Below are 14,098 nucleotides of genomic sequence, written 5' to 3'. Positions count from 1 at the left end.
ACGGGGTTTCCACCCAAAGTCACACTCACAGCGGCTTCGGTGACATTACTCACTGGGCCCAGAACAGCCCCCAGCCACGCTCAAAGAAGACTTGCTGCGGCCTCGTCAAGGGCGAAGACAACGTTCGGGTGGTTCTGCAGAACCGATGCGGGAACGTCCTCGGTGACGGGTCCGCGAACCGAGTCGCGAACCGCTTCGGCCTTGTTCTCACCAAAGGCCAGCAGGATGATCCGGCGGGCGTTCATGATGGTTCCAATGCCCTGGGTGACAGACAGGATGGGAACTTCGGCGGTGTGGTCGAAGAAGCGCCTGTTGTCTGCTCGCGTCGACTGGGTGAGAGGCTCGACGTGGGTCACGGAGTCAAACGGTGTTCCGGGCTCGTTGAAGGCGATGTGCCCGTTGGACCCGATGCCGAGGATCTGCAGGTCAATGCCGCCGGCGTCAGCGATTTCGGCGTCGTAGTCGTCAATGACGTCGCCCGTCGAGTGGCCCTCTGCAAACGGCACTCGCACGTTCTGGGGAGCGAGCCCAATCTGCTTGGTGACGTGTTCGTCGATGAAGTAGTGGTAGCTCTGCGGGTGCGTGGTGTCCAGGCCCAGGTATTCGTCAAGCGCGAAAGCACGCAGATGAGTGACGTCAATGCTGTCTGCGTGCACCTGCCGGGCGATTTCGGCGTAGACATCAGCGGGGCTCGACCCTGTTGCAACTCCGAGATTGGCCGTGGGGTTGTCGCGAATCATGTCGCAGATCTGGCTGGCTGCCCACCCACTGGCCGCAGCTTTGTCTGCGAACACTTTGCAGTCGATCACGCTGAAATCCTTTCCTGCCGATTTCGTGATTCTAACGGCAGACTGAACAGCTTACTTCAGCAGGCGCGCGGAAACGTACTCCTCCGCGCCGATTTTCACCTGCAGCTGCCCCGTGGGAGCCCTGAGAGCATCGACTGCGACAGGCGACAGAACCCGGAGGAAGCCGAGCTTCACTTCGCCGAAAACTGCCAGCGTGAGATCGCCGACGGTGTCGACTTTGACCTGCACCCGGTCAGCTTCTTCCCCTTCTGGGAGGTCGGCGATTGTCAGGTTGGGTTCCGAGGTGCCCCAGGCCTCCGCTACGTCCGTGTTCTTCTTAAGGCCGGTGTCTGTCTGCCAGAACTCGTCGACAGAGCGACCTCCCGTGACGATCGCGCGCAGGGTTTCGAGAACACACACGGGATCTGCTGCACCGTCATACACCCAGCGGTGGCCGAGCTTGGGGTGGTCCATTTCGGTGATGAGGTGCTCTTCGGCTCCCGCCAGCGGTGCGCCCCGGTAGGTCAGCGGCACCTGGTAGACGGCGTCGTCACCATCCGCAGCCTTCACGAGGTGGAACTCGACTCCCACCTCGCCGGCGGGGTCGTCAAAGCGGAAGGACGAAACACGGCTCAGCTTGGTGCCGGGCTCAACCTTCGCCCACGGCTGCTTCGGCAGCCACTCTTCGATCAGTTCGATCTTGCCGGGTGACAGTTCGACGTTGTAGAGAATCGCCATGAGAGCCTCCTTGCTCAGGCTTTTCGTTCGTTCAGACTTTATGACTCAGGCTTTGCGCGTGCCGGGAATCCATTTGCCGTCTTCGACGGTGTAGTCAGCGAAAATCGCGGGTGCTTCTTCGCGCATGATCTGTCCGACCTTGTCGAAGATCAAGCGGATTTCTTCTTCCGCGCCCTTCGCGGTGCGCATTTCGATGACGTGGCGCAGTGTGCGCAGGTTGGCGGTGAACACGATCCCGGTGGCCAGGCCCTCCGGGGCGAAGCGGCGCATGAAGCTGGTCATGTGCTTCTTGTGGGTGAAGTTCTGGCCTTCTTCGTCGAGTTCAAAGTGTTCGGCCATCCACCGCTGGTGTTCTTCCAGCTGGTCGAGCAGGGCGAGGCTGCGTTCCATGAGTTCGGCGTCTTCGCGCGCCCAGTCGGGGAACCAGAAGGGGATGTCTTCCAGTCGTACGTAGCGCAGGGATTCCTGCGAGTATGCGGCACCGGCGCGGTGGCGGATGAGTTCGTGGGTGAAGACGCGCGACACGTTGTGGAAGATGAACGTGTAGTTGGCGTGTTCGAGAACCGAGCCGTGCTGAGATCCGATGACGTTGCCCAGGTACTGGGCGGAATCGGTGCGCACACGCGAAACATTGGGGTTGAGGCCGGGCTCCCAGGATCGATAGCACATGCGGCCGGAGAACTCGAGCAGGTCTTCACCGTCAGGTGATTCCTGCGGACGGACACGGTCCGACCATGCGGTTCCGCCGACCTCTTCGAGGTAGCCGGTCATGGCTTCCCAGTCGATGTTCGGGCGCGCAATGAGCTCTACGCGGGGTTCGACCTGGCGCACGGGCACTCCTCTGTCTGCGTCTGCTGTCTGACGTCGATTGTCTGATCAGATCCTAGGCGAGGCCACTGACTGCGACAACAGGAGGGCAGTGCACTTGCTACGCACGCCCGCCGAAAGCCCCCAGCACACCGCCGAGTGTGCTTCTGCTCAGCGCGGCTGCCGTCAGTGCGACTGGATGTTGACGATCGTCAGTTCGGGATTGATGACCCACACCGTGGCGGGCGCGCCCTGCACGGGACGCTGACCGTCGGCTGCAACGGAGCACACGCGCATGAGAGCGCCACCGCAGTCCAGAATCACTTCGAGCTGTCCGCGCACCACTTGGCTGCTGGCAACGCGTGCCGGCTGGCCGGCTTCTGCTGCCTCAAAGTCCGCAAACGCGCGCTTCTGGCGTTCGATCAGGCGAGCGCGCACGGGCAGCTTGCTGAAGGCACGGGCACCAATGCTGCGGTCGGAACGGCCTGCAATGCGGTAGTCCTCGGCGCTCTCCAGGAGCACGCCAGCGTCATCGACGACAGCGGCGAAGGCGAACGGATTGGTCCATGCGGCATCGGCCAGAAGTTCTGGCGGGTACATGGCACCCGCACCGCGCTGGCGAGCGCTGGGGTTCTGAAGTTCGCAGTCGAGGGTGTGTGCAGACATGCCTGCACCATGGCCCACGCGTGTAAAGCGTGAGTCACCCCAATGTGACGGCAAGGTTACGGAACCCTGTGAGTCCATTCTTCAGTCCCGAATTTCTCGGCGACCAGAGTGCGGGCGCGCTCCACCTCGTCAGGGGTGACTTCGCCGAGCTGCGCACCGGTGGTCTTTTGGAACGCGTCGATCATCGTGTCAATGACCTCTTCGCGCGGCATACCGGTCTGACTGCGCAGCGGATCGACCCGCTTCTTGGCCGAGCGGATGCCCTTGTCGGAGATTTTGGCTTTGCCCACGCGCAGCACTTCGAGCATTTTGTCTGCGTCGATGTCGTAGCTCATGGTGTCGTGGTGGAGGATGACTCCCCCGCCGGCGGCTAGGCGCTTCTGCGCGGCTCCGCCGATTTTTCCCTTGTCGGACGTGATGTCGTTGATGGGTTCGTAGAACGCGTTGACGCCCATAGTGGACAGGGCGTTCAGCACCCACTGGTCGAGGAACTTATACGACTCTTCGTAGTCGAGCCCCGCGACCAGCGACAGGGGCGCGTACAGCGAGAACGTCACACAGTTCCCGCCTTCCATGAACATGGCGCCGCCGCCGGAAATCCTGCGCACGACCTCGACCCCGTGGCGTTTGGCGCCCGCGGCGTCGATTTCGTTTTGGAAGGACTGGAACGATCCGATGACGGCGGCCTTGTCCTCCCATTCCCAGAAACGCACTGTCGGGCCGCGGCGGCCGGCGGCGACTTCGCGCAGCAGAACCTCGTCGAGTGCAACGTTTTCACGGGTGGGGCGAACTGTGTCATGGATGACTTCCCATTCATGGTCGTAGAACTCGGTGGCTCCGGCCATGCCGCGTTTGAGCGCCCACGCAATGTCGTAGGTGGTTACACCCTGCAGGTCCGGCCGCAAGGGATCTTCGCCAGCCTCGACCAGTTCGCGGTACACGGTGTCGAAGGCCGCGTCGAGTCGGGCGGCGATATCGGCTTTGGAGTCGCGCAGGCTGACGCCTTCCAGTGCTGGACCCAGAGTGGCGAAGGCTTCTTCGGGTTCGAGGAAGAAGTCACCGGAGATGACAACATCGCGGGCCAGGCCGTCGTCAACCGTGCCGTCGACGATGACGAGTTTGCCACCGGGAACTTTGCGCTGTGCCTGGAATGTGTGTGCTTCTGTTTTCGGCCGTGCCTCAGTCATTGCGGTCCTCTCCCGTCAGTGCCCGCCACATGAATCGGTAGGTCAGTGCGCGGACAGCTGCGATCTGCTTGTTGTCGGATGCTGCCGAGTGCCCGCCCTGCGTGTCTTCGAAGAACCACACGTCGGGGAGTTCTTTGGCCTGCATTTTCGCGGCCATTTTGCGGGCTTGTACCGGTCCTACTCGGTCGTCGGACGTCGCCGTCCAAAACAGCACCGGCGGGTATTCCTCCCGCGGTGCCGCATCCAGCAGGTGGTATGGGCTGAAGTGCTGGATGAAGTCCCAGTCGTCAGTTGCGGGGTCACCGTATTCGGCTGCCCAGGATGCTCCGGCAGACAGTTCGGTGTAGCGCAGCATGTCCAGAAGCGGCACGCCGCAGCTGATAGCGCCGAAGAGTTCCGGGTATTGGGTGAGCATGTTGCCCACCAGCAGGCCTCCGTTGGAACCTCCCGAGGCGCCGATTGTGTCGGCACTGCCGACTCCCCTGTCGCTGAGGTCGCGGGCGATTGCCGCGAAGTCTTCGTAGGAGCGCTGTTTGTTTTCGCGCCGGGCGGCTTCGTGCCAGGCCGGCCCGTATTCGCCGCCGCCGCGGATGTTGGCAAGAACGTACACACCGCTGCGACCAGCGGGAAGGGCACCGGTTCCGTCAGTTGTCTGGTTGAGCCAGGCGATGCCGCTGATGACGGCGTAGGCGGGGGTGCGGGAGACTTCGAAGCCGCCGTAGCCATCGAGGAATACGGGGTTCTTCCCGTCGAGAGCCATGTCACGCGGTGCCACTTGGAAGTACGGGATGCGGGTGCCGTCGTCGGATGTCGCGAAGTGCTGGGTGACTTCCAGGTTGTCAGCGTCGAACCGTGCTGGTGAGGTGCGCACAACCTGCGGTTCGGCAGTTGAGCCGAGTTCACCTCGTGCCAGTGTTGTGGGTGTTGTGAAGCCGCTGATGGTCAGCCACACGTCGTCGCCGACGGCGGGGTCGTCTGCGTCGACGGCGCCGATGCCGATGACGTGGTTGGCCGGTGCTGCCGGTGCGGGGATCTCGATGAAGTCGTCCAGGCGGAGTGCGCGCAGGGTGGACTGCACGTGCTCCATGAGTGAAAGCACCAGGAAGTCTTGTGTAACGGCCCAGCCCTGCAGGGAAGTTGAAGCAGTCGGTTCGAAGATCACCCGCGGGGCGGCCCCGGCAAGGAATTCGTCGAGTTTGACTGCGGCGAGCGCTCCGGCGGGCACGTGGAATTCGGTGCCGTTTGAGGTTGCGCCCGCCCAGTCGGTGCGGGGGCGAAGAAGCAGGAGGTCGCGGTCGATGTCGACAACGACGTCATCGGGCACGTCGATCAGCTGCCATCCGGCGGTGTAGTCGCTGCCTACATCGAGTGGGCGCACCCACAGGCGCGAACGGTAGAAGTCAATGACGTCGACGAACACCATGCGCTCCCAGCCCGGTGTGTGGTCAACACCAACACCGGCGAGGATGTGGCTGCGGTCGACTTCGCCGATCTGCTGGGCCTCGTCCAGGCTGTGGCCGCGCTTGAGGATGCGAGCCGTGGCCGGGTATGAGGATTCGGTCATGGAGTCTTCGCCGAAATCGGTGGTCAGCGCAAGTGTGTCGTCGTCGACCCAGCTGGCTGAGCCCTTTGCTGCGGGGAGGTCGAAGCCGTCCTGAACAAAGGACTTGCCGGGCAGGTCGAATTCGCGGTGGGCGACAGCGTCACCGCCGTCGGGGCTTAAGGCGATGAGTGCGCGAGCGTAGTCGCTGCGGCGCAGGCGTGCTCCACGGAAAACCCATTCGGTGTTCTCTTCTGCCGCGAGCGCATCAATGTCCAGCAGGATGTCCCATTCTGTTGCCGCGGCATTGTCGCGGCCTGCCTGATAGGACTCCCACGTGGTGCGCCTCCACAGCCCGCGAGGGTGGTCGGCGTCCTGCCAGAAGTTGTACAGCCAGTCGCCGGCTTTGCTCACAAAGGGAATGCGGTCGTCGTCATCGAGCGCTTCGCGCAGCTGTTCGGCGAGCGCCTTCGTGTGTGCGTCTGTGAATTCGGCTTGTGTGAGTTCGTTCTGCTTTTCCACCCAGTCGAGTGCTTTTTCGCCGTGGATGTCTTCAAGCCAGAGCCAGTCGTCGTGTGGGTTGTCCGGTGTGAGGCACATGGTTCCAGACTAGACCTTGCCGGCTGATTCTGTCTGGGCCTAGTCAGTACGTGGCTTAGTCGACGCTGGCCTAGCCGCTGCCTGCTCAGTCTGTGCTGACGAGCCCGCGGTCTTCCCGACCCCACATCAGCATGAGCACAAGCCCGATGACGGTCAGGGCGCCGGTTGCCGCAAAGGTGCCGGTCAGCCCGATGTTCGGCAGCAGCCACGCCCCGTAGACAAGGGGTGCAACACCGGTGGCAATCCGAGACACGCTCGAGGCCCACCCGAAGCCGGAGGCGCGCAGGTGGGTGGGATACGCCTCGGACCCGTAGGTGTAGAGGGCCGGCACTGCGGTTTGGATAGTGAAGCCGAAGCTCACGATGGCGAGCTTGGCTGCTGTTGTCAGCTCACCCGGGTGGATGGTGAGCTCTATTGCGAACAGTGTGAGCAGCACGGCGGAGCTCAGGCCTGACAGGGTCAGCAGCAGTCGGCGGCCCACATAGTCGATGACGAGTGCGGCGACGACGACTCCCAGCAGCCCGGCTCCTGTCATGGCACCGGTGACGAGGAACGCAGCCTGGTCGGTTTGGCCCTGTTCGCGCAGGACTTTCGGCAGCCAGGTGAGAGCCGCGTAATACAGCAGGAGGATGCCGACGAACACTGCCCACGTCGATGCTGTGAGCTTCGCGGAGTGTTTCCACAGCAGGCTTAGCTGGCCGAAGGCCGAACTGATGCGGCTGCGCAGTGTGCGCCGTGCGGCGGCTTCGTGTGGACTGGGTTCCGGATGCTGCCAGGTGTCTATCGTGGCTCCGGTGCGTTTGATGAGTCTGCGCAGGACTGCATCAGCTTGTACGTGTTTGCCGGAGGCAGCCAGGTGGAGGGGTGATTCGGGTACGAACAGGCGCACGAAGAACAGCAGGATGACGGGTGCTGCCATGAGAAGCATCATGGTGCGCCAGTTGCCGAACGACAGGATCCACGCGCTTGTCACAGCTGCACCGGTTGCGCCGATGGGCCACCAGCCGTCCATTGCGGTGAGCACTCTTCCGCGATGCCGAGCGGGTGTGAACTCGGTGACGAGTGCATAGTCGACCGGGATTGCTCCGCCCAGCCCAATACCGGCAATGAACCGCAGAACGAAGAAGGTTTCAATGTTGGGGCTGAAGGCTCCGGCCGCGGTGAAGATCGAGAAGATCAGCAGGGTGATGGAAAATGCGGTGCGGCGGCCCAGCCGGTCGGCAATACCGCCCCACAGGACCGCGCCTACTGCCATGCCGATGAGGTTGGCTGTCGCTGCGAATGCTGCTGTGCCCAGTGGGACGTCCCATTCCGCGGCCAGCAGCGGGATGAGCAGACCGCCGAGTGCTACATCCCAGGCATCGAACATGAAGCCCAGGCCGCCGATGATGAACACGGCCCCCTGGGTGTTCCATTTCCACGGCAGGGAGTCGATGACGTGGGCGGGTGTGGGCTTCTGTTGTGTCACGTTTGTGTCCGTTCACGTTTTCGGGCCGCCTCCGCTGTGACGGAGACGGCCCGAAGATTGTTGAGTTTTGAGCCTTGGTCAGCTGTCGCTGAGCTTGACCATCCAGCCTTCGGGGCCTTCTGTGCGGCCGTACTGGATGTCCAGCAGGGTGCTGCGCAGCTTCATGGTGGCTTCACCAGGTTCGTCGCCCATGTCGATGGTGAAGTCGTTGGACTTCAGCTTGCCGATGGGCGTGATGACGGCTGCGGTGCCGCAGGCAAAGGCTTCGACGATTTCGCCGGCTGCTGCGCGGTCGCGCCATTCGGCAACCTCGATGGGTCGTTCTACCGGGGTCAGGCCGATCTGCGGGGCCAGTTCAAGCAGCGAGCGGCGGGTGACACCGTCGAGGATGGCTTCGGAGACCGGCGGGGTGAGCAGTTCGCCGTCCTTGGTGACGAGCATGAGGTTCATGCCGCCGAGCTCTTCGAGGTGAGTCGAGGTCGCCGCGTCGGTGAACATGACCTGCTGGCAGTCGTTGGCGGCAGCTTCAGCGGATGCTGCGAGTGAGGCCGCGTAGTTTCCGCCGCACTTGGCGAAGCCGGTGCCACCCTGGCCGGAGCGCTTGACCTTTTCGGTCAGCCAGATGCTGACCGGCTTGATGCCGCCGCTGAAGTAAGCGCCGGCAGGAGAAGCGATGACGTAGTAGTCGACTTCGTGGCTGGCACGCACGCCGAGGAAGGATTCCGAGGCGATCATGAAGGGACGCAGGTAGAGCGAAACTTCGTCGGCAGCGTCGGCTGGGGTGGGCACCCAATCGCGGTCGAGGCTGACGAGCGCGCGGATTGATTCGAGGAAGTCTGCTTCGTCCAGCTGCGGCAGTGCCAGGCGTTCAGCCGAACGGTTGATGCGCGCCGCGTTGCGCTCGGGGCGGAACGTCCAGATGGAGCCGTCGGCGTGGCGGTAGGCCTTGAGACCTTCGAAGACTTCCTGTGCGTAGTGCAGAACCGCAGCGGCGGGATCCAGCGTCAGGGGTCCGTAGGGAATGACTTCGTGTGCGTGCCATCCTTGGTCGTGCGTGTAGCGGACGTGCGACATGTGGTCGGTGAAGTATTCGCCGAAACCGGGCTTGTCGAGTACGGCCTGACGGAGGGCCGGTGCGGTGAGGTCTTGGCGCTTGCGCAGCTCGAATTCAGTCATAGTCACTCGTTTCCTAAACGTGGGGTCAGGGGTCTGAATGTGATCCTATTCTCACTGTCAAACAGCTTTCGGCGACATCCCGCACAAACCAGCTCGCTTTGCGCGGTACCACACACTGCTGATCAGGTGCATAAGGTATCCTTAGCGGCGAATGTCAAGCCTGCGGGCGGCCGTGTTGCGTCATCTGCAGTGCCGACTCAGCAGGAGCGACGCTCCCCCCCCGGCTTCTGGGGTCACTGTGAGTGTCGCTTGAAATATATGGAAGGACTGAGGGATGAGTTCCTCGAAATCTTCGACACAGCGGAGGCGCTTCTTGCGCTCCCCGATTGCCGCTCTGTCAGCCCTTGCATTAACGGCCGGGGCATTTGCCGTACCCAGCTTGATGTCTGGCGATTCGGCTGCGGCTGCAGAATTCAGCGGAGGTATCCGCGACAAGTCCGGCGCGATAGAGAAGGACGCCCAGAAGGCCTCCGACCTGCCGGCCGGATCGTGTGTTGTTCAGGCAGACAACTCTCAGCAGGGCAGCCAGGCTGGTTTCAGCTGGTATACCTCTGAGCCGAGCGCGAGCAGCCCCAACAAAACCCGGTGGGGCTTGAGTGTGGCCTTCGATAACTCGAAGGACCGCACGTTTGCCGATTGGAACTTTACCAATTCAGGCCTCATGAGTGCGTACCTCGATGCGGGACAGATTCCCTCTATGAATGCTGGTCAGACCTTTGTTGATAAGAAGGTTACGCAAAAGGCTACAGAAGCCCTTGCGATCGATCGCAGTGGCCGACAAACGAACCTTAACCTCAACGCTGAACTGACCGATGCGAAAGTCAAGCAGTTCGCTGAGGCCACTGCCGCGAACCCGGTACGTTACGCCTGGCAGGGCGACTATAAGCAGGAAAACCCTCAAGGGCCAAGGGCCACCCAGGGGGGCAACGCATCGTTTGACGCCCTCGTGAACCCGTGGCCGAGCGAGAACATCGAATGTAACCCGATCACGGTCTCGTGGGAGAACTTCGAGAAGCACGTCATCGTCCCTGGCGCGGGAATCAAGGTCGGTAAGATCAACATCCCGGCTGTGACCGGCCAGGGCACGGATGATTCCATGTCCCGCATGGTCGTGGAGGCCTACGACGGCAACGGCAAGTTCATCGGCACCACCGACCCAGCGGCGTCTGGCGGCACCAAGAACCTGCGCATCGACGAAACAACCGGCGAGATCTACTTCACCTGGCCTGAGTACCGCGGCACCGACCTGGCTACCGATAAGAACGTGAATTTCTCCGTTCTTGCGAAACCGCGTAGCGTAGACGAGCTCAAGGCTGCAGCTAAGAGCAACAATGAGTTTATTGAGCATGACGCAGCCTTCAACAGCTCCAACTCGCTGACCCGCTACAACAAGGCGAACGTCATCGACTCCAAGGCATTCTCCTTGGATGACACCGAGTACCACTCCCCGAAGTACGACAAGACGGACGCCACGATTATCTCCGGCGTCGATAGCGCTACCGGTCCGATTGCTACCGAGCCGCAGAAGGTCACCTTCACCCAGACCCCTGACCTGATCAAGGACCTGGCGAAGAAGAAGGCAGACGGCGGTTACGAAGCCAAGGTCACCCTGGACGAGAAGTACGTATACGAGGGCTGGACCGTCGAGATGGACGAGAACTACAACGTCACCGTCACCGCTCCAGAGGACCCGCGCCCAGGCACCTTCGCGCGCCCTGTGATCACGGTGGAGTACTCCAACGGTTCCACTGACAAGCTTGAACTCCTCGTAGTTGTTGACCCGAACAACACCCAGGTCACCGATCTGGTTCGCCCTGGTCTGACCAAGGGCAAGATCGGGGCTGACCTCACGGCCCAGGTGGGTACCAAGTCGATCATGAAGGGCTACAAGCCGGTTCACCCGGCGAAGTTTGAGATCGACGAGTCCACTGTGCCTGAGGGCTGGACCGTGACGGTCGACGAGACCGGCAAGGTCACCGCGAAGGCTGACGACACCGTGGCACCGGGCACGATCATCACTCCGAAGGTCAAGGCAACCTACCCTGACCAGACCACGGACGAGATTGAGGTCCAGTTCCAGGCGATCGTGGAAATCAAGATCCCGACCTACGACACGGTGGCCGGCCAGCCGAACGCGAGCGTCAGCCTTACTCCTGAGATCCCGGAGCGCGGTCTGAGCGGTAACACGACCGATGAGGCCCCGTCGCGCTACACCTTCGAGGACGGCACCAACCAGACCACCCTTACCAGCAAGGACGGTAAGACCTGGACCGTCTACGTTGACGAGAAGACCGGTGAGATTACGACCACGATTCCGAAGGGTGCGCAGGAAGGCGACATCCTCAACGTTCCGGTCCAGGCTCACTACAGCGATGAAGGCAAGCAGAAGCCACAGACCGTCGTTGGCACCGTCGTCGTTATCAAGGGCGACATCAAGGCGAACTACAACGTTCAGACCACAGCTCCGGGCCAGGAAGTTAAGCACCAGGTTGAGGACACGCCTGACGGCTCCACGTTCTCCTTCGGAAACAAGAATGGTAAGCCGGTTCTTTCTCAGGAAGTCAACGGCTGGAAGTACACCATTGACCCGAAAACCGGTGAAGTTTCCTCCACCCCGCCGGCCGATGCTAAGCCGGGTGACAAGAACACCGTCACGGTGACCGTTAACGCTCCGGGTGGCTTGACCACTCAGGCGCCTGTCACCACCGTGGTGAAGCTGACCAACGCCTGGGAAGCCGAACCGTCCTACCCGGTACAGACCGTGTACCCGGGCGAAACCGCAACGCTGCCAGTTGCACTGGAGAAGCCAGACAACGTCAACGTCGCGGAGGAAAACCCATACAAGTTGGGTGAGATTCCTGCCGGCTGGAATGTCAGCATTGACGACAATGGCCAGATCACCGCAACCGCACCTGAGGATGCGAAGCCAGGCGATCAGGTCAAGATTCCGGTTACTGTGACCTACGAGGACGGCTCTACGGATATCACCTATGCTGTGGTCAACGTCCTCGGAGTGCCTGAACGCGAGGTTCCGTTCAAGGTCGAGTACAAGTACGACGACACCATCCCTGCCGGCGAGTACAAGGTTGAGACCAAGGGCAAGCCTGGCAAGGAGAAGATGAAGAAGGACGGCACCTGGGAGCGCTCCGAAGAGCCTCAGAATGAGATCGTCGTCATCGGCACCAAGCCTGCTGAGAGCGCCAAGGAAGTCACCTGGACGGTTCCGATCCCGTACCCGACCGAGGTTCGCGAGAACCCGGACCTGAAGCCTGGTGAAACCCGGGTTGTTCAGGAAGGTGAGAACGGCGAGAAGACCTTCACCGCTAAGTTCACCGCTTCGGGCGATCAGGCTGAGGTCGTCGAGGAAGAGACCACCAAGGAGCCTGTCAAGCGGATCGTCGAGTACGGCCCTGGCATTGCTCCGAGCGAGCTCGTGACCAAGATCGAGAAGCCGATTCCGTTCGAGACCAAGGTGATCTTCGACGACACCCTCGAAGCCGGAAAGCAGGTTGTTGACCAGAAGGGTGAGGTTGGTACCGAGGTCGAGACCTCGACTCAGAAGCTCGTGGACGGCAAGCCTTCGGGCGACCCAGTCGTGACCTCTGAGCGCACCAAGAAACCGACCGAGCAGATCATCCGTGTGGGCACCAAGACCACCGGCACCACCACTGAGACGGTTACATCTGAGGTTCCGTTCGGTGTCAAGGTCGAGTTCGACCCGAACATGCCTGCCGGTACGTCTGAGGTTGTAACCGAGGGTGTTCCTGGTGAGAAGACGGTGACGATCACGCGCGATATCATCAACTCGCAGCCTGGCGACCCTCAGATCACCGAGGAAATCACCAAGAAGCCAGTTGACCAGGTCATCAAGGTCGGTACCAAGCCATCCGAGGCATCTTCGACGGTCACCTGGACTGCCCAGGTTCCGTTCGAGGTTATTACCCGCCCGAACCCGGAGCTGAAGCCGGGCGAGATCAAGGTCGTCCAGAAGGGCATCCCTGGCGAGAAGACCTACACCGCTGACTTCACGGCCAACGGCGACCAGGCAACGGTCACCCCTGAAGAGAAGCAGACCAAGGACCCGGTCGACGAGATCATCGAATACGGCCCAGCAGCTGAGGACACCGAAGTGGTGACCAAGGTTGAGAAGCCTGTTCCGTTCGAGACTGAGATCGTCTTCGACAACACCCTGGAAAAGGGTAAGCAGGTTGTTGACCAGGAAGGTGAGCTTGGTACCGAGGTTGTGACCTCGACTCAGAAGATCAAGGATGGCAAGCTGGATGGCGACCCAGAAGTATCTACTGAGCGCACCAAGGAGCCTGTCAAGCAGATCATCCGTGTGGGTACCAAGACCACAGGCACCGAAACTTCCGAATACGAGGTCGAAGTGCCGTTCGAAACTGAAATCCAGTTCGACGACACGATGGAAACCGGCACGCAGGAAACTGTTCAGGAAGGCAAGCCCGGTAAGGACAAGGTCACCACAACCAAGACCATCGAGAACTCGAAGGTTGTGGATACCAAGACCGAGACCGAGCGTGTGACCGAGCCGGTCAAGAAGATCATCAAGGTCGGCACCAAGGGCAAGCCCGCCTCCACGCAGATCGAGTGGACTGAGCAGACTCCGTTCGGTGTTGAGGTCCGCATTAACCCTGAACTGCAGCCGGGTGAAACCAAGGTTGTTCAGGAGGGCAAGCCCGGCGAGGTCAAGCACTCCGTCGGTGTCGAGGTTGACGACAAGGGCAACGTCACCAAGGGCGAGCCTAAGTCTGAGACTGTGAAGGAACCGGTCAAGCAGATCATCGAAGTCGGCCCAGCTAAGGACCACGAATCCACGCTTACCGATAAGCACACGGAGAAGACTCCGTACGACACCATCATCGAGTACGACCCGAGCCTCGAGGTTGGCAAGGTTGTTGAAGACCAAGCTGGTGCCTTCGGTGAGAAGGAAATCACCAAGACCTGGAAGCTCAAGAACGGCAAGCCAGTCGGCGATCCGGAAACCTCCGAAAAGGTCGTGAAGGATCCGCAGCCGCGCAAGCTGCGCGTAGGCACCAAGTGCAACTGCGAAACTCCGACGGAAGAGCCCTCGCAGGATCCGACCGAGGAACCGAGCAAGGACCCCTCT

Annotated in this window: 9 protein-coding genes; 1 reads left to right on the top strand and 8 read right to left on the bottom strand. The window is 61.4% G+C overall.

Features of this window, described 5'->3' with window-relative positions:
- Positions 1-80: 80 nt before the first annotated feature.
- From HMPREF3087_RS01100 to HMPREF3087_RS01065, 8 genes are all read right to left on the bottom strand, one after another.
- Positions 81-809, bottom strand: a complete 729-nt coding sequence (locus HMPREF3087_RS01100; protein WP_070427751.1) for a glucosamine-6-phosphate deaminase — start codon at positions 807-809, stop codon at positions 81-83.
- Between the two features lie 51 nt (positions 810-860).
- Positions 861-1,526, bottom strand: coding sequence for a maltokinase N-terminal cap-like domain-containing protein (locus HMPREF3087_RS01095; RefSeq protein ID WP_070427750.1), 666 nt, complete (start codon positions 1,524-1,526; stop codon positions 861-863).
- A gap of 45 nt (positions 1,527-1,571) precedes the next feature.
- On the bottom strand, positions 1,572-2,357 hold the full coding sequence (gene thyX / locus HMPREF3087_RS01090; protein ID WP_070427749.1) for an FAD-dependent thymidylate synthase: 786 nt from the start codon (positions 2,355-2,357) through the stop codon (positions 1,572-1,574).
- A gap of 162 nt (positions 2,358-2,519) precedes the next feature.
- A complete protein-coding gene (locus HMPREF3087_RS01085; protein WP_061943273.1) occupies positions 2,520-2,999 on the bottom strand; it encodes a hypothetical protein in 480 nt (159 codons plus the stop codon).
- A gap of 56 nt (positions 3,000-3,055) precedes the next feature.
- Complete coding sequence (locus HMPREF3087_RS01080; RefSeq protein WP_070427748.1) at positions 3,056-4,186, bottom strand: lipoate--protein ligase family protein; 1,131 nt, start codon at positions 4,184-4,186, stop codon at positions 3,056-3,058.
- On the bottom strand, positions 4,179-6,326 hold the full coding sequence (locus HMPREF3087_RS01075) for a prolyl oligopeptidase family serine peptidase (protein ID WP_070427747.1): 2,148 nt from the start codon (positions 6,324-6,326) through the stop codon (positions 4,179-4,181). The genes HMPREF3087_RS01080 and HMPREF3087_RS01075 overlap by 8 nt, the downstream gene beginning before the upstream one ends.
- Positions 6,327-6,411: 85 nt before the next feature.
- Positions 6,412-7,794 carry an MFS transporter gene (locus tag HMPREF3087_RS01070; protein WP_070427746.1) on the bottom strand — a complete coding sequence of 461 codons (1,383 nt, stop codon included), beginning with the start codon at positions 7,792-7,794 and terminating at the stop codon, positions 6,412-6,414.
- A 78-nt stretch (positions 7,795-7,872) separates the two neighbouring features.
- A complete protein-coding gene (locus tag HMPREF3087_RS01065) occupies positions 7,873-8,970 on the bottom strand; it encodes a branched-chain amino acid aminotransferase (RefSeq protein ID WP_070427745.1) in 1,098 nt (365 codons plus the stop codon).
- A 274-nt stretch (positions 8,971-9,244) separates the two neighbouring features.
- On the opposite strand from HMPREF3087_RS01065, the gene HMPREF3087_RS01060 reads away from it, so the two are divergent.
- Positions 9,245-14,098: G5 domain-containing protein (locus tag HMPREF3087_RS01060; RefSeq protein ID WP_070427790.1), on the top strand; the 4,854-nt coding region annotated here is incomplete at its 3' end.

The sequence above is a fragment of the Brevibacterium sp. HMSC22B09 genome (assembly GCF_001806795.1).
Taxonomy (GTDB): domain Bacteria; phylum Actinomycetota; class Actinomycetes; order Actinomycetales; family Brevibacteriaceae; genus Brevibacterium; species Brevibacterium ravenspurgense.
This window is presented reverse-complemented; position numbering and strand designations above follow the sequence as displayed.